The organism is Ruegeria sp. CH2, assembly GCF_056537065.1.
The window spans coordinates 31,251-51,373 of record NZ_JBQFQV010000008.1 but is presented as its reverse complement, the minus strand read 5'-3'; the positions used below and the strand labels follow the sequence as shown (position 1 = coordinate 51,373).

Genomic DNA, 20,123 nt, shown 5'->3' with positions numbered 1-20,123 from the left:
GGTCGCGGCGAAATTCTACGACCCGGGCCCGCGCATGTTACGCTCCATTAAGCGCTGAAACAGGCGTGGTGACAGTCGGTTGAGCCACCACGATATGTATGCAACGCGACCGACCGGGATCATGGGCTGCGATTTGTCCAGTCCGCGCAGGATCGCCATGGCGGCACTCTCGGGGCTCATTTCGTCCATTCCGTCCTTGGCCGATCCGGGGCGCGCGGTTCCATCGGGTTGCTCCATTGCGTTGCCGGGGTTGGTGGCCACAAAAGACGGCGCTGCAATCTGAACCTGAACGCCATGTGGCTTTTCTTCGGATCGAAGCGATTTGAAAAAACCCTCAAGCGCGTGTTTCGAGGCAGCATAAGCCGTGCGATGGCAGAGCGGAGCGAAACCAGCCACCGACGAGATAGCCAGATGCGTTCCCTTTGACGCGCGGAGAGGCTGCAAGAATACGCGGGCCATTTCAACGGCTGCAAAATAGTTGATATCAAACAGTGCACGGTGACTGGCCGTGTCAGCCTGATCAAACCCGCGAATTTGAGTAACCCCGGCGTTGTAGATGACCAGATCAATACTGTCGCTTGACGTGATCGCCCTTTGTGCTGCGTTGGCAAGCTGTTCGGGGTCAGTCAGATCACAGGCAATTGGCAGTTGGTTCGGTTCTGTTTGCAGATCGGACACATCAAGGTCCAACAGCACCACCCGCCACCCATGGGCTTGCAATGCACGGCTCAAAGCTTGTCCCAAACCGCCCGCACCGCCAGAGATGACCGCGGTCTTCATAACCCGGCCTGCCGTTGCCAGAGCGCAAAAACCTCGGCGCTGGACTTTTCGGGCACATAGCCGAATTCAGATTTCAGGGCAGAATTATCCAGAACTGGCCGATATTGAAGGAACCTTACCTGTTCCGGCCCATAGCGAGATAAACCCAGTGGGCGCGCCACGACCAAGGCCGCTTTCAGCACCCATGCGGGCAGACGCAGAACCGGTTTTCCCATGGCGCGCGCCAAGTCGTTCACACCCATCGTGCCGTCACCGGCGACGTTGTAAATCCCGGCTGGCCCGTCGGTTGCTGCGCGCTGAAGGATGCGTGCCAGATCCTGGGTCCAGATAAAGACAAACGGGCTTTCGCTGCCGGACACCGCCAGCAAACGGGGTTTGCGAAACAGGGCGGTGATCTGGTTTTCGGTTCCAGCCCCCAGAACCGTTCCAACGCGCAAAACAACCTGCTCAAGATCCGGGGCGGCACTGCGGGCTTCGGCCAAAATCTCTTCGACCTGACGCTTGTGATCTGAATAGGGAAACTCGGGGTTGCCGCGCAATGGGTCGTCTTCGCGCAACGGCACAGGACTGTCTGCATGATAGCCATAAGCGGCACCGGAAGACGTAACGACCAGTCTGCGCACCCCGTTTGCGATGGCGGCATTCACCACATTTCGCGTGCCTTCGACATCGACAGCATAGGCTGTCGCGCGCCCCATCTTCGGCGGCGGCGTTACGACAGAAGCCAAATGCACAATCACATCCGGATTCACCTTGGCAATCACACGTGCAGGAGCGTCGGTTGTAACATCCATGGACAAAAATGAGGCGTCTTCCGGCAGGTTAACCGGGCGTTTCAGATCGGTTGCAAAGACCTCGTGCCCAACAAATGCGGGCAACAGCGCTTGCCCGACCATCCCGGCAGCGCCGGTTATCAGGATGCGGGTCATCGCGCAGCCTCGGTTCGCGCCATGACCGACGCCAAAGCCAGGCCCGAGATAGCGTGCCATACTCCCCAGAATGCAGCGACCACGGCCATGCCGCCCAGACCGTTGAAGAATGCAAAGATCAGGACGAGCCCAAGTCCGGAGTTCTGAATTCCGGTCTCAATGGTGATGGCGCGGCGATCAAAGGGGGACAGCAGGGTCAGAGTGGCCACAACCCAACCGCCCCCCAGCGCCAGGGCGTTGTGAAGGATCACAAGCCCGGCAACAGCCCCGGCAAACCCAAGGAAAAACCCCCAGTTGGCAGCCAGAGCAAGTACGATAAACCCAGCAAAGATACCCATCGACAGAAGTTGCAGCGGTGCGCGTAAACGTGCCGTCAAGGCGGGGAGGCGTTGATTCAGCGTAATTCCCAGAACCAGCGGCAGGATCAGCATCAGACCGACCAGGATCGCGATCTGCATTGGGTCGATCTGGGTCTGTTGCAGGATTGCGCGGGTTGGTTGGTAAAGCCCGCCCCAAAGCGCAATATTGAAAGGTGTCATAAAGATCGCACAGATGGTGGCGAAGGCTGTCATCGACACCGAAAGCGCTGCATTTCCGCCCGCGCGGTGGGTAATGAAGTTCGAGATATTGCCCCCTGGGCAAGCCGCCACAAGGATCAGGCCAAGCGCAATTGATGGTTGCGGTGCTGCAATCCACACCATCACAAAGGTCAGCGCAGGCAGGACGACGAGTTGTGAAAACAATCCGACAACCACTGGTTTGGGTGCGCGCCTTAAACGGTCAAAATCCCGAGGCGTAAGGTCGATGGCAATCGAGAACATCACGATTGCCAGAATAGCATTCAACAGCGTCAGAGACGCCGGACTGAAATTCAGTGTGATCTGGTCAATACCACTCATGCGGCGGCCTTCCCCAGCCGGTCGATCCAGCCGGTGACAGCCTTTCTGTAGGTATTCTTGTCCACGTAATAGGCCATGCGGGGCAGGTCGATATAGTTCATGCCTCCGGTGGCGCGCGTATAACCTTTTTGCTTTTCTGCGTGCAGATCGGCTGCCACGGGGCAGCCGTGTCGAAGCCCCTTGATGTAGCGCGCCACCATCTCGGCCTGCTCGTGCCTGCCCTGCCAGCCCAGGCCCGTGGCCTCGACCATGCCCAGCACGAACAGATCGTCCCGTTCGGGATGTATCGTGTTCAGATACAGATGCGGGGCGTCGCCCTGCCAGTTCAGCAGGCCCTTGTCGATAAACGGGTAATGCAGTTTGTATCCGGTCGCGGCGAGGATCATGTCATAGTCGTCGCAGGAGCCGTCCTTGAAATGCACGGTGTGGCCCTCCAGCCGGTCGATATCCGGGCGGATGCTCAGATCGCCATGGCCTGCGTGATACAGGACCAGCGAATTCACCACGGGGTGGCTTTCGTACAGCTTGTAATCCGGTTTGGGAAAGCCGTATTTCTGTGGATCGCCGACAAACCAGCCAAGGATCAGGCTGTCGACCTTACGCTTCAGCCACATCGGCAGACGGATCTTTCCACCTATTGTGTCAGCGGGTTTGCCAAAGACGTATTTCGGGACGAAATAATACCCGCGCCGCATCGACAGATCGCAGCGTTTCGCGTGGTGGATGGCGTCGACGGCGATGTCACAGCCGGAGTTGCCTGCGCCCACGACCAGCACACGCTTGCCGTCGAATTGGCTTGGGTACCGATATTGCGAGGCATGGATCAACTCGCCGTCAAATGTACCCGGAAAGCTGGGTACATTCGGTTCCGACAGGGTACCGTTCGCAATGAGTACGCCGGCATATTCGGCCTGATGGTCGCCATCTTGGTCTCGCCAGCACACGCGCCAACCGTCACCCGGATTGCCCAGCGGAGCGACCTGAGTGACTTCCGCATTGAATTTGTAACCCTCTCGCAACCCGAAACGGTCCGCAAATGCGCGGAAATAGTCGCGCATCGCCCGGTGCGAGGGGTACTCGGCAACCGCGTCATCCATGGGGAAATCCGTAAACTCGGTCATGCGCTTGGACGAGATCAGGTGCGCCGACTCGTACATGGTTGATCTTGGAGCATCGATGTCCCACAGACCGCCCACATCCGAATGCAATTCAAACCCCTGAAATGCGATTCCCTGTTCTTTCAGCACCTTGGCCGCGGCCAAACCCATTGGCCCCGCCCCAATCAGGGCGAATGTGTCGCGCGTTTCTGTCATGAACCCTCCCAAAGTTCGTGAGGTTTAAATTGAACGAACGTCCAAAATAAGGCAAGGTGAATTTTATGACGCTGAAAAACGTAGAAAAGCCAAGACAAAGGGCACCGTCCAAGCGATCTTTGGAAACCAAAGCGCGGATCATGGACGCGGCCGAAACAGTCTTTGCCGAACGCGGATTCGAAGGCGCGTCGATCCGCGATATCGCTGCGCTTGCAGGGGTTCAGGTTGGCCTTGTTCATCACCATGGCGGCGGCAAGGAAGAGCTGTTTTTTCGAGCGATCGAACGCCGTGCGGGCAAGCTGGCACAAATCAGAACCGATGCGCTGGCCAAGGCAAGAAAAGCAGGTCCGCTAACATTGCGCAGCATTCTGGACAGTTTTATCCGGCCTTATGTGGAACTGGCAGAAACAGGCGGTTCGGGATGGATGGCGTATGGGCGCCTTGTGGCGCATGTCTCGGTCGATCCCCGCTGGCGCGATATCGCGGCCGAGTGTTTCGACCCGACCGCCCGGCATTTTATCGACGAAATCGCTGCGCTTTATCCGGATGTTGACCCTGCGCTGCTGGCCAGCGGCCAGGTCTATTCCGTGTCGGCAATGCTGGCGCATCTCAACAGTGGTTGGCGGGTCGGGGCCCTGTCGCATGGCGGCGGAGTGTCAGAGGTGGAACGCCTGATCGAATTTTGTGCAGCCGGTATCGAAGCGATGGTTCAGACCAGTCGCGGTTGAACGCGCAGCATTGCTATTGCTGCAAATGGTTGAACAGGATGGTGCTGAACACAGAAGGTGGTGACGTCCGGACGGCGCTGGGTGAAGCAAAGAAACCAAACATCATGATCATAAGGATCAGGGCTGCTCCGGCAAGGAACGCCGCAGAAAGCTGAAAGACCGAACGAACCATTGGATTATTCCCTGTAAATACTCAACAAAGTTTGCGGTGTCTTGCGCATCACGAGAGCTTTGACAGTTCTTGTCTCAGCCTTTCATTTTCGGCCTGCAACTGGGCCAGTTGCTGGCCTAAACTGTTTAGATGCGGGCGCAGTTCGGCTTCGGTGAAACGCGGCGTGATGTGGCGTGGGCAGTTCCAGTCAAGCGCCTCAACTCGAATGATCGCGGCCCGCTCTGCGGGGGCTTCGGCCCCCTCCGGATACAAGCTGGCTGCCGCTGCTTGACCTTCCGTGAATTCGACACGCCCCAGGATCTTCAAACGGTGTTGATTGGCATAATCCATCAGGATCATCGCGACCCGATCGTTGCCATCCAGATTTCCGCGCGAGATATACTGTCTGTTGCCTGAAAAATCGGCATATCCGATGGTTTGCGGCCCCAGCACCTTAAGAAACCCGACCGGCCCGCCGCGATACTGCACATAAGGCCAGCCTGTTTCAGACACCGAGGATTGATAAAACCCGTCGCGCGCCTGAATGAACTGTTTTTCGGGTTCGCCGATCAGATGGCCCTGTTGCGGGCCACCTTCAATGAATTTGGCATAGGTTTTTGCCGATCCCATCCGCTCCTGATGGGCGCGGACGGTTGGGGTGAAGGTCAGTTCTGAAAACGCACGCGGCACAGTATGTCCTTTCAAAGACCCAGATCAGACAACTCGGGATGGTCATCGGGGCGTTCACCCAATGGCCAATGAAACAAGCGGTCGCTTTCGGCTATGGGGTGATCATTCAGCGAGGCATGCCGATGCGACATGCGTCCGTCTTCGGCAAATTCCCAATTCTCGTTGCCATATGACCGGAACCACTGACCGCTATCGTCGTGCCACTCGTAAGCGTAACGCACTGCGATGCGATTACCGGTAAAGGCCCAGAGTTCCTTGATCAGCCGATAGTCCAGTTCCTTGTGCCACTTACGGCTTAGGAAGGCGTGAATTTCGTCATGCCCTGACAGAAATTCCGCCCGGTTTCGCCACTGACTGTCATCTGTGTATGCGGGGGTGACGCGGTCGGGATCGCGGCTGTTCCAGGCATTCTCTGCCATGCGCACTTTTTGCGTGGCAGTTTCCAACGTGAACGGGGGAAGAGGGGGTCGAGACATGGTGCAGGGGGCTTTCAGGTTAGAGAAGCGGCAAGAATGGCCAGTGTCAGAAGAAATGGAACGTACTGAGGGGGGAATATGCTGGCGCGACGTTTCATCGGTCAAATCCTCTGGTGTACTGATCGGTTAACTTTCCAATAAGGTGTACCGATCTGTTAACTTTTGCAAGAGGAAAAGCAGAAAATATTTCGCGCGGTTCAGGGCGAGCCATGAATTCTAATGAAAACAATGATTTGAGTTAGGCCGGTTGTACTTCATGTTTCGGGGTAATATGTACAGAACGGTACACCATGGAGCCGAATCATGCGTCCAAACAAACGGGATGAACTTGTCAGCAAAGCCCTGAAGGTTTTTTATCGCGACGGGTTTCACGCGACCGGCATGGATAAGCTGGTGGCGGAAACGGGCGTTTCGAAAACGTCGATGTACAAACATTTCCGCACTAAAGAAGACCTGATTGTAGCCGCTCTGCGTCTGCGGGATGAGAATTTTCGCGAGTGGTTCTATCGGCGCATCGAAGAGATGGCAGAAACACCGGCCGAGCAACTCATCGTCAGTTTTGATGCCTTGAAAGAATGGTTCGAGGAAGATGGATTCCGGGGCTGCATGTTCATCAAGGCCGGGGCAGAATATCAGGAAACAGACCATCCGATCCATGTGCAGGCAGCCGAACATAAACAGCTGTTGCTGGAGCATTTCACGTCCGTCGCCGAACAGGCTGGTGCGCGTGATCCTCAGAAACTCGCGAGCCAGATCGTGTTGTTGCAGGAAGGGGCAATTGTGTCTGCGGTTTTGCTCAAGAATTGTGATCCTGCGGAAGACGCCAGAGATGCGGCACAGCATTTGCTGGCATTGGCGCTGAGTTAATTTCCTTTAAAACAAGCAGGTTCTTAAAGTTACCTAGCAAAGAAACGTTGCGTTGTTCGAAGTCGGAACGCCACGTCACGTGGATTGGCGGGAATCGGGCTGAACGCTAGGCTTTCGCGAAAGACAGATTGGAGAGCCTTTGATGTCACTTTTCACTTCGACCGCGGCATGGATCACTGACGAACACCGCATGTTTGCGGATATGGCTGGCCGATTCATGGATGATGAACTGTCACCGAATATCGAAGCCTGGGTTGAAAACGGGGCCGTTGATCGCGACTTCTGGCGCAAGGCTGGTGAAACCGGCCTGATGGCTGGTGCAATCCCCGAAGAATATGGCGGCGTCGGCGGCGGTATGGGCTTTGACGCCATCACCGCGTACGAACAGGGTGCACGGGGCGACGCTGGCTGGGGCTATGGTATTCAGTCGATCGTGACCCACTATCTTACCGCCTATGGCAGCGAAGATCAGAAACGGAAATGGCTGCCCAAACTGGCTTCGGGTGAGATGGTCGGCGCACTTGCCATGACGGAACCCAGCACCGGCTCGGATGTTCAGGCTGTGCGCACAACGGCCGAGAAGGACGGAAACTCCTACCGGCTGAATGGCTCGAAAATCTTCATCACGAATGGCCAGACGGCGGATCTGATCATCGTGGCCGCCAAGACTGACAAGTCCGAGGGCGCGCGGGGTGTGTCATTGATCGTGGTCGAAACCGAAGGGGCCGAGGGGTTTCGCAGGGGGCGCAACCTCAAAAAACTGGGGATGAAGGGCAACGACACGGCCGAGCTGTTTTTTGAAGATGTCAAAGTACCGATGACGAACCTGCTGGGGGCTGAGGAAGGTCAGGGGTTTTATCAGCTGATGAAGCAACTGCCATGGGAACGGCTGAATATCGCGATCATGGCGCTGGGTTCGATCGATTTTGCCATTGCCGAAACGGTAAAGTACGTGCAGGAGCGCAAAGCGTTCGGTCAGCGGGTGATGGATTTCCAGAACACGCGTTTCAAACTTGCAGAATGCAAGACCAAGGCCGAGGTTCTGCGCAGTTTCGTCAATGACTGTATCGGCAAACTGGAGGCAGGCGAACTGGACGCGGCCACCGCCTCGATGGCCAAGTACTGGGGGTCAGAGGTGCAGAACGAAATCATGCACGAATGCCTGCAACTGTTCGGCGGGTACGGTTTTATGATGGAGTACCCAATTGCCCGTCTCTACGCAGACGCCCGCGTGCAGATGATTTACGGCGGCACCAACGAGGTCATGAAAGAGGTGATCGCACGGTCGCTTGACGTTTGAAGGTATCCGGGCGGCCTCTTGCCTGATGTCATCATTCCTGACGGAATGCTCGCTTTTGGTGGACCTCGCAGGCCCGTGCTTGCGGGGTTTTTTCGTTGCTGACCCGACCACAGTTGCCCACTTGCAAAGGACGTGTAGCGGTATGATGATCCGCCGAAAGACTCAGAGGTCTGACGTGAACGATCCCGAACAAGCCTTGTGGCGGACTACATGTACCGAAGCAGTCACAGCTCTGCCGCTGAGCAGTGACAAAACTGTCGATCTGGCCATTATAGGTGGCGGATATACCGGGTGTTCAGCTGCCTTGACGGCAGCCCGTACCGGCGCTTCGGTCTGTTTGCTTGAAGCACAGAAGATCGGGTTTGGCGGGTCAGGGCGCAATGTCGGTCTGGTCAATGCCGGGCTGTGGCTGCCACCGGATGAGATCCGCGCGCATATCGGTGCAGAGGCTGGTGATCGCCTGATCGATCTGCTGGGCAAAGCACCGTCAGACGTTTTTTCCCTGATCGAAGAACACGGCATCACATGTGAGCCCATTCGCAACGGAACTCTGCATTGCGCGCATTCCGCCTCGGGCCTGAAGGACCTGCAAACGCGACATGCGCAGCTAAGCGGGTCTGGCGCGCCGGTAGCGCTGCTGTCGGCGGATCAGGCCCGTGACCGGACCGGCAGCGATGCTTTTCATGGGGCGTTGTTCGACCCTCGCGCAGGAACAATACAACCCTTGGCTTATGTCATGGGATTGGCGCGTGCCGCGTCTCAGGCCGGGGCGCAGATCCATGAACAAAGCCCGGTACAGACCCTTCGGCACGAAGGTGGGCAATGGGTATTGACGACACCGGGCGGGAACGTACGGGCGAGGTCCGTCATTCAGGCAACCAACGCCTATCACCTTGGCTTGCCAGATACTGCGCCTGCCTATGTTCCCGTTTATTACTTTCAATACGCAACGACCCCGTTGTCGCATAATCTGCGCGCCAGCATCCTGCCGCAGGCAGAAGGGTGCTGGGATACCGGGCTGATCATGACGTCCTTCCGGCTGGATCAGGCGGGGCGGATGATCATTGGCGGCATGGGCGATCTGGGGAATGCAGGACGCAGTGTGCATACCGGATGGGTCCGACGCAAACTGGCTGAGCTTTATCCTCAGCTTGCCGATCAGCCGTTTGAACAGGGTTGGCACGGGCGGATTGCCATGACCTCGGACCATATCCCGAAAATCACGCAGATTGGCCCCAACGCTCTGGCCGCGCACGGATATTCCGGCCGTGGTATTGGCCCCGGCACGGTGTTCGGTCGAATGATGGCCAAAAGTCTTCTTGCAGGTGAGCTTTCGCTTTTGCCCGTTCCTGCGGTGCATGAGCATCGCGAAAGCTGGACGCGCGTGCGCCGCGCCTTTTTTGAATCCGGCGCGGCGCTGACGCATCTGATAAAGGCGCGGATCTGAATTCAGACCGAGCGGGTGATGCCACCATCAACCCGGATATTCTGCCCGGTGATGTAGCCACCGCCTTCGGATGCCAGCAGGGCAACGACCGAGGCGACCTCGTCATAACTGCGCCCATAGCGCCCCATGGGAATGCGCGCGCGGAATTCTTCTTTTTCGGGCAGGCTGTCAATGAAACCGGGCAGGATGTTGTTCATGCGGATGTTTTCGGCAGCGTATTTGTCCGAGAACAGTTTGGTGAACGCGGCCAGCCCGGCGCGAAACACGCCTGAGGTCGGGAAAACCGGGTCAGGTTCGAATGCAGCGAAGGTTGAGATATTGATGATCGATCCACCGCCCTGCGCTTGCATGATCGGCGTCACAAGCCGCGAGGGGCGGACGGCATTCATGAAATAGACATCCATACCGGTGTGCCAATCTTCGTCCGTCAACTCAAGGATCGGGGCACGGGCGCCGTGACCAGCGGAATTGACCAGAACGTCAATACGCCCCCAATGGGCCATGGCCGCATCAACAAGCTTTTGCAGATCCTCCGTGGACTGGTTCGAGCCGGTTACACCGACGCCTCCCAACTCATGCGCCAGCGCTTCGCCCTTGCCCGAGGATGACAGAATCCCGACCTTGAAACCGTCCGCGGCCAGCCGCCTCGCGGAATCCGCGCCCATGCCGCTGCCGCCTGCTGTGATCAGTGCTACTTTCTCCATCTGACGTCTCCGTTTTGATTTGGTTTCAGGATGGCGAATGAATTGCGGTTTGACCAATCCGTTTTGTTGAGTACTCGTAACCGTGTCCCGCAGCCGAACCTGGCCTTTGTTATGCGCAGCTGACGGCTGTCTCAGGTCTGAAGGGACGCTGCGATGGCTTCTATCCGGTCGCGTAACCAGCGGTGGGCGGGGTCATTGGCCGATCTTTGATGCCAGACCATGTAGATGGACACAGGGGGACAGGCGAAGGGTAAAGGTGCGCAATCCAGCGCGGCAAGTGGGCCCTGTTTCATCAGTGCCGTATCTGTCGAGATCAGGTCGCTGCCCTGCACAAAGGCCGGGATCGCGTTGAAATGCGGCAGGGTTACAACCGCAGGATTGATCTGGCTTTGATCAACGCCGCGCATAACGGCACGGGCGTTTCGGCCATCGGCAAAGCGCACTTCGACATGGTCGCTGTGGCAATAGTCCTGCCAGCTGTCCGGGGGCGTGCGTTGCGTGGCGTCGTAGAACACCATCAGCGGGCTTTCGATCAGTCTTTTCTGGAAAATATCCGGTCCGTCGGGCGGCAGCGGGGTTAGCATCAACTGGCACCGGTCGCTGCGCAACAATTCGGGGTCGGGCACACCCGATGGGATGAATTCCAACCGCAGGCGCGCGCCTTCGGCGCGTGTGTCACGCAGCAACCATGGAAAGATCAGCTCTCGTGGCATGTCATTGGTGGCGATGCGGATGTTGATCTGTTCCGACAAAGGATCGAACGGCCGGCCGTCGGTCAGCGCGCGCATCCCGTCCAGTACCTTTTGCGCAGGCTCTTTCAGGGACAGGGCGCGTTCGGTTGGCGTCAGACCCTGACCTGAGCGAACAAACAGCGGGTCGCCCAGGACCTGCCGCAGTTTGGCCAGAGTATGACTGATCGCAGATTGCGTAACCCCCAGCCGATCTGCGGCTTTCGAGACCGAGTTTTCCTCGAGTATCGTCAAAAAAGTGCGTAGAACCTTGCCGTCGAGGTCAATGAAATCGAATTTGCTCATACCATTTATGATTAATCATGAATGGTTTTGCTGTCCATGGCGGGGTACGGGACGGGCATCAACAGGAGATATTCGATGGGGATCCGTTTATTCTCGGACAGAAACCGGCCCGTTCATATGGGCGGCTACCCGCTGGAGCGTTTGGACCGGCAAGATGACATGCCGGATCTGTCGCTTGTGCCCGCTTTGGCCGAGCTGAGTTTCCACCGACCGGAACACCCTGACAGCATCGTCAATGCGATGGGTGAGTTTCAGGCGATGATGGACGCTATCCGCGACGGAATGGTGAACCCGGTTGCGTCCGAGATTCCATCGGACCCGCAGGAACGGGCCAACCACATAAAAGCGTTCGGCTACTTCAACGATGCGTCGATGATTGGGTGCGGTCCACTGCCATCTGACGCCCTTTTGCCCGAGGCTCGCCGCAATCCCGATATTGACCGGCTTGCCCACGCGTTGCGCACCCGTCAGACCAAAACGCTGGCATCCGGGATCGACGTCATCATGGCTGATCTGAAAGACAGTATGGAGGCCGCGCCCAAGCCGATCGACAGCCATCGGCACAGCATTGTCTTTCTTTATGAACACAACCGCGATCCCGACCCGTCCGAACCCGGCGCTGATTGGATAGTCGACGCGCAGGACCATCGCGCCTGTCTGCTGGCGACCGAGAATGCGGTGGTCATTGCCAATTACATCCGCCTTTTGGGCTTTGACGCGCGGGCGCACAGCATGATGTCGACCGACGTTGATTTGGGCAAGCTGGCGGTCACCGCCGGGTTGGCTTCGGTCGAGGATGGAGAGGTTGTCGTGCCCTGGCTGGGCCAGCGCTTTGGTTTGGCCGCTGTGACGACTGACATGCCGATCGCCCATGACAAACCGCTGAAGCCTATGGCCGATCAGCCCTGGTTCCGGACGCAGGGGCCGGCATGGTGGTTGGGTACGGGCTTTGCCAAGAACGCCCTCAACCGCGACCCATATGCCAAGCGGCGCTATGTGGACGGGGCGCATCCGTTTGAGAAACTCAAACGGGTCGAGACACCAACGACCTTTATTGACGAAGAGAATGTCGCTCGTGTGCCCAAGCGTGCAGATATGTTTGCCCGGGCGCAGTTCGGAGATATGGGCAAGTCGCTACAGGATGCGGCCAAAGGCGGGTATTACGTCCGCAAGGCAGCGCCGAGTTTTGCCCAACGCCGTGCTTTGGGTGCGTTTGTACTGTTGCAGGACGGTGAAAGCGCTGACGCGCCCAAGCCATCTGACGCACAACGCAACGCAGCAAACATCAAGGCTGCGACCTATTTTCTGGGGGTCGATGCGGTGGGTCTCAGCCGCTGCCCGGAATGGGCCTGGTATTCCCATGACGCGACGGGCGAAGAAATCGTGCCGCCCCATGATCAGGCCGTCAGCATGATCATCGATCAGGGATATGAAACGATGGAGGGTGCCAGCGGCGACGACTGGATCAGCGTCGCCCAATCGATGCGCGCCTATCTGCGATTTTCGCTGCTGGGTGGCGTGATTGCACAGCAGATCCGCAATCTTGGCTACAAGGCCAAGGCGCATACGGTGATGGATGGCGAAGTTCTGCAACCTCCGCTTTTGTTGCTGTCCGGTCTGGGCGAAGTCAGCCGGATCGGCGAAGTGATCCTGAACCCCTATCTTGGGCCGCGACTGAAATCAGGCGTGGTGACCACGGATATGCCGATCGTGCATGACAGGTCCATCGATTTCGGTCTGCAAAGCTTTTGCGAGTCTTGCAACAAGTGCGCGCGCGAATGCCCATCGGGCGCGATCACGGCTGGGCCAAAGCTGATGTTCAACGGCTATGAAATCTGGAAATCCGACAGCCAGAAATGCGCGACCTACCGCGTGACCACTCCGGGAGGCGCGATGTGCGGGCGGTGCATGAAGACCTGCCCCTGGAACCTTGAGGGTATCTTCAAGGAGCGCCCGTTCCGCTGGGCCGCGATGAACATCCCCTCGGCTGCGCCTGCATTGGCCAAGCTGGATGACGCGGTTGGCAATGGCGGTTTGAACGACACCAAGAAATGGTGGTGGGATATCGAGTTGCAGCCCGACGGGGCGTATCGGCCAACAACACACCCTTTGAACCGGCGCGATCTGCAAAAGGATCTGAACCTTAGATACGAGGATCAGACATTGGCGGTCTACCCGGCCTATCTGGCCCCGCACCCCTGGCCCTATCCGTTTGCAATGGATCGCGAGGCAGGAATTGCTGCCTATGAGGCCTTGGTGACAGCCGAAGAGTACAAGGCGCGTAAAGCTGCGGGGGATATGTCGATCATTCATCTTTATCAGGTCGCAGGTGACGCGCCGGTGATGCGGGTCGCTGTGACCAAGGTCGACAAGATGACCTCGGATGTCACCAAGTATGAGTTTTCCTCCCTTGACGGTGCGCCGCTTCCTGAATGGTCCGCAGGTGCGCATCTGGATGTGCTTGTCGCGCCAGAGTTCCTGCGCCAATACTCCATGTCTGGCGACCCGTCGGAACGGGGGTCTTATCAGATCGGTGTTCTGCGCGAGGATGAAGGGCGGGGTGGCTCGGCCTTGCTGCACCGAATTTTCAACGAAGGGCGCAAGGTTTTCATCTCGAAACCGATCAACCATTTCGAACTGAACGAAGAGGCGTCCAAGACCTTTTTGATGGGGGGTGGTATCGGTATAACCCCGATGATCGCATTTGCTCATCGCCTGCATTCACTGGGCATGGATTTCGAGTTGCACTACTCGGCCAGCACGCGGGGTGGGGCGGGGTATCTGGATGATCTGGCGGGGATGCCATGGGCGAACCGCGTCCACTACCATTTCTCGGATGAAGGCTCGCGCGCTGATCTGGATGCGATCCTGTCGGGGTATCAGCAGGGATGGCACGTCTATACATGCGGGCCTGATCGGTACATGGAAGGAGTCATGCAGGCCGCGGAACATCAGGGTTTCCCCGAAGAGGTCCGACATCTTGAATATTTCTCGGTCCCGGAAACCCCGGACTACGAAAACCACCCATTTACCCTGAAACTCGCGCGTTCAGGTAAAACGTTGCCTGTGCCCGCAGACAAGGATGCCGCGCAGGTTCTGAACGAGGCGGGTTTCCACGTGGATGTGAAATGCGCCGATGGTATCTGTGGTGTGTGCAAATGTGGCGTCCTTTCGGGCGAGGTCGAGCATCGGGATTTCGTGCTGTCCAAAAAGCAGCGCCAAGGGGCGATGATTCTGTGCCAAAGCCGCGCTGCGGAGCCGGATGGTGTGATCGAGCTCGATCTGTAAGCATGGTCAGAAAGCGACCTTTGGACGGTTAAATTTGGTCGCTCGGCCCATGGACGTCAGGTGGGTGGTGAACTAACGTCGCCCCGAACCCAGATATCCCTGACCAACAGGTGCGAGGTAGCATTATGGATTATCACAGCCCCGCCAGCTTTGCCGAGGCTTCGGCTCTGGCCGCAAATGCGACGGGCATCACGCGCTTTCTGGCGGGCGGCACCGACGTTTTGGTGCAGCTGCGCTCGGAGTTGGTGACGCCTGATACGCTGATCGACATCAAGAAAATCAACGGTGTACACGACATTACCCACAAGGCTGATGGAAGCTGGACATTGGGAATTGCCGCAACCGGTTCCGAAATGAGCGAGCATCCCGAGTTGGGTCGTGACTGGCCCGGTGTGGTCGAGGCGATGGACCTGATCGGATCAACCCAGGTGCAGGGGCGCGCAACACCGACCGGTAACCTGTGTAACGGCTCACCTGCGGCTGATTCCGTGCCCGCCATGGTCGCAGCTGGTGTGACTGTTACCGTGACCGGCCCGGACGGCACTCGCGAAGTCGCGGTCGAGGATATTCCGACCAGCCCCGGCAAAACCTCGCTGGCCAAAGGCGAGCTGATCTCGGCGGTCAATATCCCGGCACGTGGCGAAAACGGCGGCGATGCCTATCTGCGGTTCATCCCCCGCACCGAAATGGACATCGCTGTGGTTGGCGTTGGTGTGAACCTGCGTCTTGACGGCGACACCATCACCGAGGCCCGTGTATCACTGGGCGCCGTGGCCCCGACCGTTCTGCTGGTCGAAGACTGTGCCAAGGCCATTATCGGCAGCGCGCTGGATGATGCGGCCCTGGATGCGCTGGCCGCCGCCGCCTCTGCCGCCTGTAACCCGATTGACGACAAGCGCGGCACGATCGCGTTCCGTACCGAGGTCGCAGGTGTTCTGGCAAAGCGCGCCGCGAAAATTGCCTATGCCCGCGCGAAGGGAGAAAACGCATGAAAAAGCTCCACGTAACCACCACCGTGAATGGCGATGCGGTCGAATACCTGTGTGATCCGCGTGAAACCTTGCTGGATTGTCTGCGCGACAAGCTGAACCTGACAGGCGCGAAAGAGGGCTGTGGCACCGGCGATTGCGGCGCGTGCTCGGTCACCGTTGATGGCCGTCTGGTCTGTTCATGTCTGATGCTGGGTGTCGAGGCCGAAGGTAAGCAGATCGAAACGGTCGAAGGCATTGCCGACGGTGATATTCTGCATCCGCTGCAAAAGAAGATGATCGAATACGCTGCTCTGCAATGCGGCATCTGCACGCCGGGCATTCTGGTGGCGGCCAAGTCTTTGCTGGAGAAAAACCCGAACCCGACCGAGGAAGAGACGCGGTATTGGCTGGCAGGCAACCTCTGCCGCTGTACTGGGTATGACAAGATCATTCGCGCCGTGATGGATACGGCGGCTGAGATGCGGGAGGCGTCGTAATGGCTCTGGACGATCGTAAATCAGACTTCACTTTTGTCGGCACCCGCCCCAACCGTCCCGACGGTCTGGACAAGGTGACCGGCCGCGCCAAATTCGGAGCGGATGCCTACGCCCCGGGAATGCTGCATGGCGCGATCCTGCGCTCACCTCATGCGCATGCGCGGATCGTGAAAATCGACACGTCGAAAGCCGAGGCGCACAAGGATGTCAAAGCTGTTGTGACGCGTGCCGACTTTGCTGAAGTGCCGTTCAAGCCCGGTCTGGAAGGTGAATTCTACAACGTTCTGGAAAACGTTATGGCCGGTGAGAAAGCGCTATATGACGGGCACGCGGTTGCAGCGGTTGCTGCGACTTCGGCATTGGCGGCTCGTGACGCGCTCAAGCTGATCGAGGTCGAGTACGAAGTGCTGCCCCACGTCACCGATGTGGATAAGGCGATGGCACCGGATGCGCCTGTCATCCGCGAAGGAGCTGCGGATTATTCCGTGCCGGAAGGAATGCACCCGAACGTTGTCCGCTATCATGAAAGTGGTCACGGCGATGTTGAGGCCGGATTTGCCGAAGCTGATCTGGTCATCGAAGATAGTTTCGTCACCGAAGCGACGCATCAGGGTTATATCGAACCGCACGCTTGTTTGGCCATATTGGGTAATGACGGTAAGGGTGAGTTGTGGTGCACGACGCAGGGGCATTGGATTGCGCAGAAAACCTGTGCCGCGCTTCTGGGGATCGAAACCTCGCAGTTGCGTGTCACTGCGTCTGAGATCGGCGGAGGGTTTGGCGGTAAGACAACCGTTTTCATCGAACCCGTCGCATTAGCGCTCAGCCGTAAGGCCAATCGCCCGGTCAAGCTTGTGATGACCCGGTCCGAGGTGTTCCGGGCTACTGGTCCGACTTCGTCTGCCTCGATGGACGTCAAAATCGGCATGAAGAAAGACGGCACGATCTCGGCGGCTCAGGGCATCTTCCGCCTTCAGGGCGGAGCCTTTCCCGGCGCGCCGGGCGACATGACTGCCATGTGTGCCTTTGCGCCGTACAACCTGACCAACGTCAAGCAGATCGGCTATGACGTTATGGCCAACCGCCCAAAGCAGGCAGCGTACCGCGCGCCGGGTGCACCGATGGGTGCCTTTGCGGTCGAGTCGGTGATTGACGAGTTGTGCAACAAGCTGGGTCTCGACCCCGTTGAGGTACGCCTGAAAAACGCCGCGCATGAGGGCACGAAGGCCAGCTATGGACCGACCTACGAGCGCATCGGTCTTGTCGAAACGCTAGAAGCAGCCAAGGCGCATCCTCATTATTCGGCTCCGCTGAAGCCGGGGCAGGGGCGCGGTATTTCCTGTGGCTTCTGGTTCAACCATGGTGGCGAGACCAGCGTGTCGCTTGCCTTGTCCGAGGATGGCTCGGCTCAGGTGATGGTCGGAACGCCTGATATCGGTGGTTCGCGCGCATCGATGGCCCTGATGGCGGCCGAGGTTCTGGGCATCCCGTATGAGAATATCCGGGTGACCATCGCCGATACGGCCACACTGGGCTACAATGACGTAAGCCATGGCTCTCGCGTGACCTACGCGTCAGGGCTGGCGACAATCAAGGCTGCGAGATACGCGGTCGAGAAACTGTGCGAACGGGCCGCGGCCAAATGGGGCATCCCGGTTGATGCGGTGAAATGGGAAAATGGCTGTGCAGTGCCCTCAGGGCCGAATGCAGGCGATTTCGATCCGATGCCGCTGGCCGATATCACCGCCGATATGGGCCGCACCGGTGGTCCGATCTCGGGTCATTTCGAGGCAACCCCCGAAGGTGCTGGCGTGTCCTTTGGCACCCACATCGTCGATGCCGAGGTTGACCCGGAAACCGGTAAGACCAGTGTGACCCGCTACACGGTCATTCAGGACGCGGGCAAGGCGATCCACCCGACCTATGTCGAAGGCCAATATCAGGGCGGTGCAGCGCAAGGTATCGGCTGGGCCCTGAACGAGGAATATATCTACGGTGAAGACGGTCGCTTGCAGAACTCGATCTTTCTCGACTACCGCATCCCGGTGGCCAGCGACCTGCCGATGATCGACACCGTGATCGTCGAGGTTCCGAATCCAGGCCACCCGTTTGGCGTCCGCGGTGTGGGTGAGACGGGTATCGTGCCGCCACTGGCCGCCATTGCCAACGCTGTGTCCAACGCGGCTGGCGTGCGGATGAAGCGGTTGCCGATGTCGCCGCCACGTATTCTGGCCGCTCTCAAGGACAATGGTTGAGGTTCACCTCTGGTCCGGCCTCCGGTCACTGACCGGGGGCCAGCAGGTGGTTGAGGTCGAGGCCAAAACCACTGGCGAGTTGCTGCGCGCGCTCGTGCGTGCGCATCCGCAGCTTCAGGCACCCATCGACGCTGGCGTTTCTATCGCTGTCGACGGGCGCGTGATCGCGACCGGACTGACCGAACCAATTCCAGAGGGCAGTGAAGTCTATCTGATGCAAAGGCTGAGGGGCGGTTAAGCGTCAGGCGACCAAGGCTCGCGCCCGACCATTCGGTCTGCCTCGGCCGTGATATCGTTCATATGCTGCTCAAGGCTTTGGCGCAGCGTTTCGATTTCGTCTTCACTGGCTTTGCGCGGAACTGTTTCCGTCCATTCCCGGCACAGAAACACCCCCTGGTTACCCCATGGGCGGGGCATCAAAAGATGATCCCATGTTCCTGCTTCGCGCCCATGTTTCGCCGAAAAGGTAATACCAAACACACGTTTACCCGATGCGCGCGCCCAAACCAGCGGAACCGTCGACAAAACCCGCTCTGGCCCACGGGGGCCGTCTGCCGCTATGCCAATTGATATTCCCTGTTTCATTTTGCCAAGCACTTCGCGCGACAACGCCACGTGGCGTTGATGACTGGACATGGCAATCGTGTCCATTCCGAACAGCTTCTGCACGCGACCCACCATGCTGCCAGCCCGCGCAGAAGATGTAATCGAACAGATGCGCCCCTTGTCCAGCGGGAAGAAATAGGGCGACTGCGCCAGCCGTTGGTGCCAGAGAACAACGATGACCGGCTCACCCTGTTCGGCCAATTGGTCCAGTTCGTCATAGCCGATGCGCTGCCATCGTGTGTTGCGGTGTGCCAGCCGAATATAGTTTGCAATCCGACGCGCCACCCAGTTTAGCACAGCTTCGCTGTCTGCAATCTTCTTACGGAGGTTCACGCCGGGTTCCTTCTGCTAACCGGTCCTTGTCTTAGCGCACCATGCGTTTTGCGCAACTTGTTTGTCCGGGCATTTCGTGGATGGGAATCTGAAAAAGCCTCTTGAGTCCGCCGCGTGGCTGGCATATCTGGGGCTCACTACAGGGGTATAGCTCAGTTGGTAGAGCGACGGTCTCCAAAACCGTAGGTCGCGGGTTCGAACCCTGCTGCCCCTGCCACTAAAATTGTCCGAATACTAAGTTGAGATACCCAAGGGTGAACGGGTTTCAGCCTTTGAGTTCGCTTTGCCTGTATTTAGCCATTTCGCGCCTGGGTCATTGCTGGTCGCAGTATTGGCTCCGACAGCACTGCTACAATGGCGCGAGGCCATCGTGCCCTGTTATTATCTTTTGGTGGCACCTGTATTTTCGTGCGGACCTACGGCATCCAGTTTTTTAGCCCACATATGCTGATATTCTTGAAACACCGCCGGCTTGTTTGAGTGGAGCGCCATCAATGCACACGCGGCCCACATAGCGACATCGTAATCCGAGTCGCTCTTTTTCAATAATTGCGCATTCAGTGCAGCGGCTTCTGATGTCGAAGGTTTATGCATTGCCATCGGACCCTTTTTGCCAACTGATGCTGTTTTTCGCAATCGTCCTGTCACGGACATTCACGATAACCAACAGGCATCATTATGTGGGTAGAACAGTGAATGGGTTGGAAACAAGACGTTAACATGTCGTTAACTTTTTGCTGGGGTGCTTGTCCAAAAGAGTGTTCGTGTGACCGGTCCAACGGTGAACTTGGTCACAGACCAATCACTAGAATCCTGCTTTACTTACAATTGTTACGAGTTGGCGCTCACGTTCGG

General features: G+C 57.9%; 20 protein-coding genes and 1 tRNA gene. 10 read left to right on the top strand and 11 right to left on the bottom strand.

Annotation, left to right across the window (positions count from 1 at the left end; all coding sequences use genetic code 11):
• Positions 1-15: 15 nt before the first annotated feature.
• Genes ACR0M9_RS12325 through ACR0M9_RS12310 form a run of 4 tightly spaced genes read right to left on the bottom strand, consistent with a single transcriptional unit; the run spans position 16 to position 3,921 of the window.
• The gene (locus tag ACR0M9_RS12325; RefSeq protein ID WP_480773737.1) at positions 16-780 is read right to left on the bottom strand and encodes an SDR family NAD(P)-dependent oxidoreductase; all 765 of its coding nucleotides are present in this window, start codon (positions 778-780) and stop codon (positions 16-18) included.
• Positions 777-1,769: an SDR family oxidoreductase gene (locus ACR0M9_RS12320; protein ID WP_480773736.1), complete on the bottom strand. Its 993-nt coding sequence runs from the start codon at positions 1,767-1,769 to the stop codon at positions 777-779. The genes ACR0M9_RS12325 and ACR0M9_RS12320 overlap by 4 nt, the downstream gene beginning before the upstream one ends.
• Positions 1,706-2,608 (bottom strand): bile acid:sodium symporter family protein, encoded by a 903-nt coding sequence (locus ACR0M9_RS12315; RefSeq protein WP_480773735.1) that lies wholly within the window; start codon positions 2,606-2,608, stop codon positions 1,706-1,708. Before ACR0M9_RS12315 ends, ACR0M9_RS12320 begins: the two co-directional genes overlap by 64 nt.
• Positions 2,605-3,921, bottom strand: coding sequence for a flavin-containing monooxygenase (locus ACR0M9_RS12310; protein ID WP_480487653.1), 1,317 nt, complete (start codon positions 3,919-3,921; stop codon positions 2,605-2,607). The genes ACR0M9_RS12315 and ACR0M9_RS12310 overlap by 4 nt, the downstream gene beginning before the upstream one ends.
• A 65-nt stretch (positions 3,922-3,986) precedes the next feature.
• On the opposite strand from ACR0M9_RS12310, the gene ACR0M9_RS12305 reads away from it, so the two are divergent.
• Positions 3,987-4,649, top strand: a complete 663-nt coding sequence (locus tag ACR0M9_RS12305; RefSeq protein ID WP_480487655.1) for a TetR/AcrR family transcriptional regulator — start codon at positions 3,987-3,989, stop codon at positions 4,647-4,649.
• A 13-nt stretch (positions 4,650-4,662) separates the two neighbouring features.
• Here the strand turns inward: ACR0M9_RS12305 and ACR0M9_RS12300 are convergent, their stop codons facing one another.
• From ACR0M9_RS12300 to ACR0M9_RS12290, 3 genes are read right to left on the bottom strand one after another with little or no spacing between them, the layout of a single operon-like run.
• A complete protein-coding gene (locus tag ACR0M9_RS12300) occupies positions 4,663-4,821 on the bottom strand; it encodes a hypothetical protein (RefSeq protein WP_480487657.1) in 159 nt (52 codons plus the stop codon).
• Between the two features lie 48 nt (positions 4,822-4,869).
• Complete coding sequence (locus ACR0M9_RS12295) at positions 4,870-5,490, bottom strand: pyridoxamine 5'-phosphate oxidase family protein (RefSeq protein WP_480487659.1); 621 nt, start codon at positions 5,488-5,490, stop codon at positions 4,870-4,872.
• Between the two features lie 11 nt (positions 5,491-5,501).
• A complete protein-coding gene (locus ACR0M9_RS12290) occupies positions 5,502-5,966 on the bottom strand; it encodes a nuclear transport factor 2 family protein (protein ID WP_209504702.1) in 465 nt (154 codons plus the stop codon).
• A 303-nt stretch (positions 5,967-6,269) separates the two neighbouring features.
• Between ACR0M9_RS12290 and ACR0M9_RS12285 the strand changes: the two genes are divergently transcribed.
• The 3 genes from ACR0M9_RS12285 (at position 6,270) to ACR0M9_RS12275 (ending at position 9,580) form a co-directional block, all read left to right on the top strand.
• Entirely contained in the window at positions 6,270-6,833 is a 564-nt protein-coding gene (locus tag ACR0M9_RS12285) for a TetR/AcrR family transcriptional regulator (RefSeq protein WP_267366610.1), read from the top strand.
• A 142-nt stretch (positions 6,834-6,975) separates the two neighbouring features.
• Entirely contained in the window at positions 6,976-8,133 is a 1,158-nt protein-coding gene (locus ACR0M9_RS12280; RefSeq protein ID WP_480773734.1) for an acyl-CoA dehydrogenase family protein, read from the top strand.
• Between the two features lie 145 nt (positions 8,134-8,278).
• Positions 8,279-9,580, top strand: a complete 1,302-nt coding sequence (locus tag ACR0M9_RS12275) for an NAD(P)/FAD-dependent oxidoreductase (protein ID WP_480773790.1) — start codon at positions 8,279-8,281, stop codon at positions 9,578-9,580.
• Between the two features lie 2 nt (positions 9,581-9,582).
• Here ACR0M9_RS12275 and ACR0M9_RS12270 read toward each other — a convergent pair whose 3' ends face one another.
• Together ACR0M9_RS12270 and ACR0M9_RS12265 are read right to left on the bottom strand one after the other, a co-directional pair.
• Positions 9,583-10,284 (bottom strand): SDR family oxidoreductase, encoded by a 702-nt coding sequence (locus ACR0M9_RS12270; RefSeq protein WP_480773733.1) that lies wholly within the window; start codon positions 10,282-10,284, stop codon positions 9,583-9,585.
• A 131-nt stretch (positions 10,285-10,415) separates the two neighbouring features.
• Entirely contained in the window at positions 10,416-11,318 is a 903-nt protein-coding gene (locus ACR0M9_RS12265) for a LysR family transcriptional regulator (RefSeq protein WP_480482132.1), read from the bottom strand.
• Between the two features lie 75 nt (positions 11,319-11,393).
• Here ACR0M9_RS12265 and ACR0M9_RS12260 point away from each other — a divergent pair, with 75 nt between their 5' ends.
• The 5 genes from ACR0M9_RS12260 to ACR0M9_RS12240 all read left to right on the top strand — a co-directional run bounded on the left by ACR0M9_RS12260 (position 11,394) and on the right by ACR0M9_RS12240 (position 18,567).
• Positions 11,394-14,606 (top strand): 2Fe-2S iron-sulfur cluster-binding protein, encoded by a 3,213-nt coding sequence (locus tag ACR0M9_RS12260; protein ID WP_480773732.1) that lies wholly within the window; start codon positions 11,394-11,396, stop codon positions 14,604-14,606.
• Positions 14,607-14,731: 125 nt separating this feature from the next.
• On the top strand, positions 14,732-15,598 hold the full coding sequence (locus tag ACR0M9_RS12255; protein ID WP_480773731.1) for an FAD binding domain-containing protein: 867 nt from the start codon (positions 14,732-14,734) through the stop codon (positions 15,596-15,598).
• The gene (locus tag ACR0M9_RS12250) at positions 15,595-16,074 is read left to right on the top strand and encodes a (2Fe-2S)-binding protein (RefSeq protein ID WP_209597982.1); all 480 of its coding nucleotides are present in this window, start codon (positions 15,595-15,597) and stop codon (positions 16,072-16,074) included. Before ACR0M9_RS12255 ends, ACR0M9_RS12250 begins: the two co-directional genes overlap by 4 nt.
• Positions 16,074-18,329: a xanthine dehydrogenase family protein molybdopterin-binding subunit gene (locus ACR0M9_RS12245; protein ID WP_480773730.1), complete on the top strand. Its 2,256-nt coding sequence runs from the start codon at positions 16,074-16,076 to the stop codon at positions 18,327-18,329. The genes ACR0M9_RS12250 and ACR0M9_RS12245 overlap by 1 nt, the downstream gene beginning before the upstream one ends.
• Entirely contained in the window at positions 18,322-18,567 is a 246-nt protein-coding gene (locus ACR0M9_RS12240) for a MoaD/ThiS family protein (protein WP_170346142.1), read from the top strand. The genes ACR0M9_RS12245 and ACR0M9_RS12240 overlap by 8 nt, the downstream gene beginning before the upstream one ends.
• Here ACR0M9_RS12240 and ACR0M9_RS12235 read toward each other — a convergent pair.
• On the bottom strand, positions 18,564-19,268 hold the full coding sequence (locus ACR0M9_RS12235) for a lysophospholipid acyltransferase family protein (protein ID WP_480773729.1): 705 nt from the start codon (positions 19,266-19,268) through the stop codon (positions 18,564-18,566). The genes ACR0M9_RS12240 and ACR0M9_RS12235 overlap by 4 nt on opposite strands.
• A gap of 141 nt (positions 19,269-19,409) precedes the next feature.
• Here ACR0M9_RS12235 and ACR0M9_RS12230 point away from each other — a divergent pair.
• Positions 19,410-19,485: transfer RNA gene (locus ACR0M9_RS12230), tRNA-Trp, on the top strand.
• A 164-nt stretch (positions 19,486-19,649) separates the two neighbouring features.
• On the opposite strand, the gene ACR0M9_RS12225 is transcribed toward ACR0M9_RS12230, so the two are convergent.
• The gene (locus ACR0M9_RS12225; RefSeq protein ID WP_480773728.1) at positions 19,650-19,868 is read right to left on the bottom strand and encodes a hypothetical protein; all 219 of its coding nucleotides are present in this window, start codon (positions 19,866-19,868) and stop codon (positions 19,650-19,652) included.
• Between the last annotated feature and the right edge of the window lie 255 nt (positions 19,869-20,123).

Bases quoted from the DNA above. Each gene is read 5' to 3' on its own strand.
- ACR0M9_RS12325 (WP_480773737.1), bottom strand. From the start codon at position 780: ATGAAGACCGCGGTCATCTCTGGCGGTGCGGGCGGTTTGGGACAAGCT.
- ACR0M9_RS12320 (WP_480773736.1), bottom strand. From the start codon at position 1,769: ATGGCACGCTATCTCGGGCCTGGCTTTGGCGTCGGTCATGGCGCGAAC.
- ACR0M9_RS12315 (WP_480773735.1), bottom strand. From the start codon at position 2,608: ATGAGTGGTATTGACCAGATCACACTGAATTTCAGTCCGGCGTCTCTG.
- ACR0M9_RS12310 (WP_480487653.1), bottom strand. From the start codon at position 3,921: ATGACAGAAACGCGCGACACATTCGCCCTGATTGGGGCGGGGCCAATG.
- ACR0M9_RS12305 (WP_480487655.1), top strand. From the start codon at position 3,987: ATGACGCTGAAAAACGTAGAAAAGCCAAGACAAAGGGCACCGTCCAAG.
- ACR0M9_RS12300 (WP_480487657.1), bottom strand. From the start codon at position 4,821: ATGGTTCGTTCGGTCTTTCAGCTTTCTGCGGCGTTCCTTGCCGGAGCA.
- ACR0M9_RS12290 (WP_209504702.1), bottom strand. From the start codon at position 5,966: ATGTCTCGACCCCCTCTTCCCCCGTTCACGTTGGAAACTGCCACGCAA.
- ACR0M9_RS12285 (WP_267366610.1), top strand. From the start codon at position 6,270: ATGCGTCCAAACAAACGGGATGAACTTGTCAGCAAAGCCCTGAAGGTT.
- ACR0M9_RS12280 (WP_480773734.1), top strand. From the start codon at position 6,976: ATGTCACTTTTCACTTCGACCGCGGCATGGATCACTGACGAACACCGC.
- ACR0M9_RS12275 (WP_480773790.1), top strand. From the start codon at position 8,279: ATGATCCGCCGAAAGACTCAGAGGTCTGACGTGAACGATCCCGAACAA.
- ACR0M9_RS12270 (WP_480773733.1), bottom strand. From the start codon at position 10,284: ATGGAGAAAGTAGCACTGATCACAGCAGGCGGCAGCGGCATGGGCGCG.
- ACR0M9_RS12265 (WP_480482132.1), bottom strand. From the start codon at position 11,318: ATGAGCAAATTCGATTTCATTGACCTCGACGGCAAGGTTCTACGCACT.
- ACR0M9_RS12260 (WP_480773732.1), top strand. From the start codon at position 11,394: ATGGGGATCCGTTTATTCTCGGACAGAAACCGGCCCGTTCATATGGGC.
- ACR0M9_RS12255 (WP_480773731.1), top strand. From the start codon at position 14,732: ATGGATTATCACAGCCCCGCCAGCTTTGCCGAGGCTTCGGCTCTGGCC.
- ACR0M9_RS12250 (WP_209597982.1), top strand. From the start codon at position 15,595: ATGAAAAAGCTCCACGTAACCACCACCGTGAATGGCGATGCGGTCGAA.
- ACR0M9_RS12245 (WP_480773730.1), top strand. From the start codon at position 16,074: ATGGCTCTGGACGATCGTAAATCAGACTTCACTTTTGTCGGCACCCGC.
- ACR0M9_RS12240 (WP_170346142.1), top strand. From the start codon at position 18,322: ATGGTTGAGGTTCACCTCTGGTCCGGCCTCCGGTCACTGACCGGGGGC.
- ACR0M9_RS12225 (WP_480773728.1), bottom strand. From the start codon at position 19,868: ATGGCAATGCATAAACCTTCGACATCAGAAGCCGCTGCACTGAATGCG.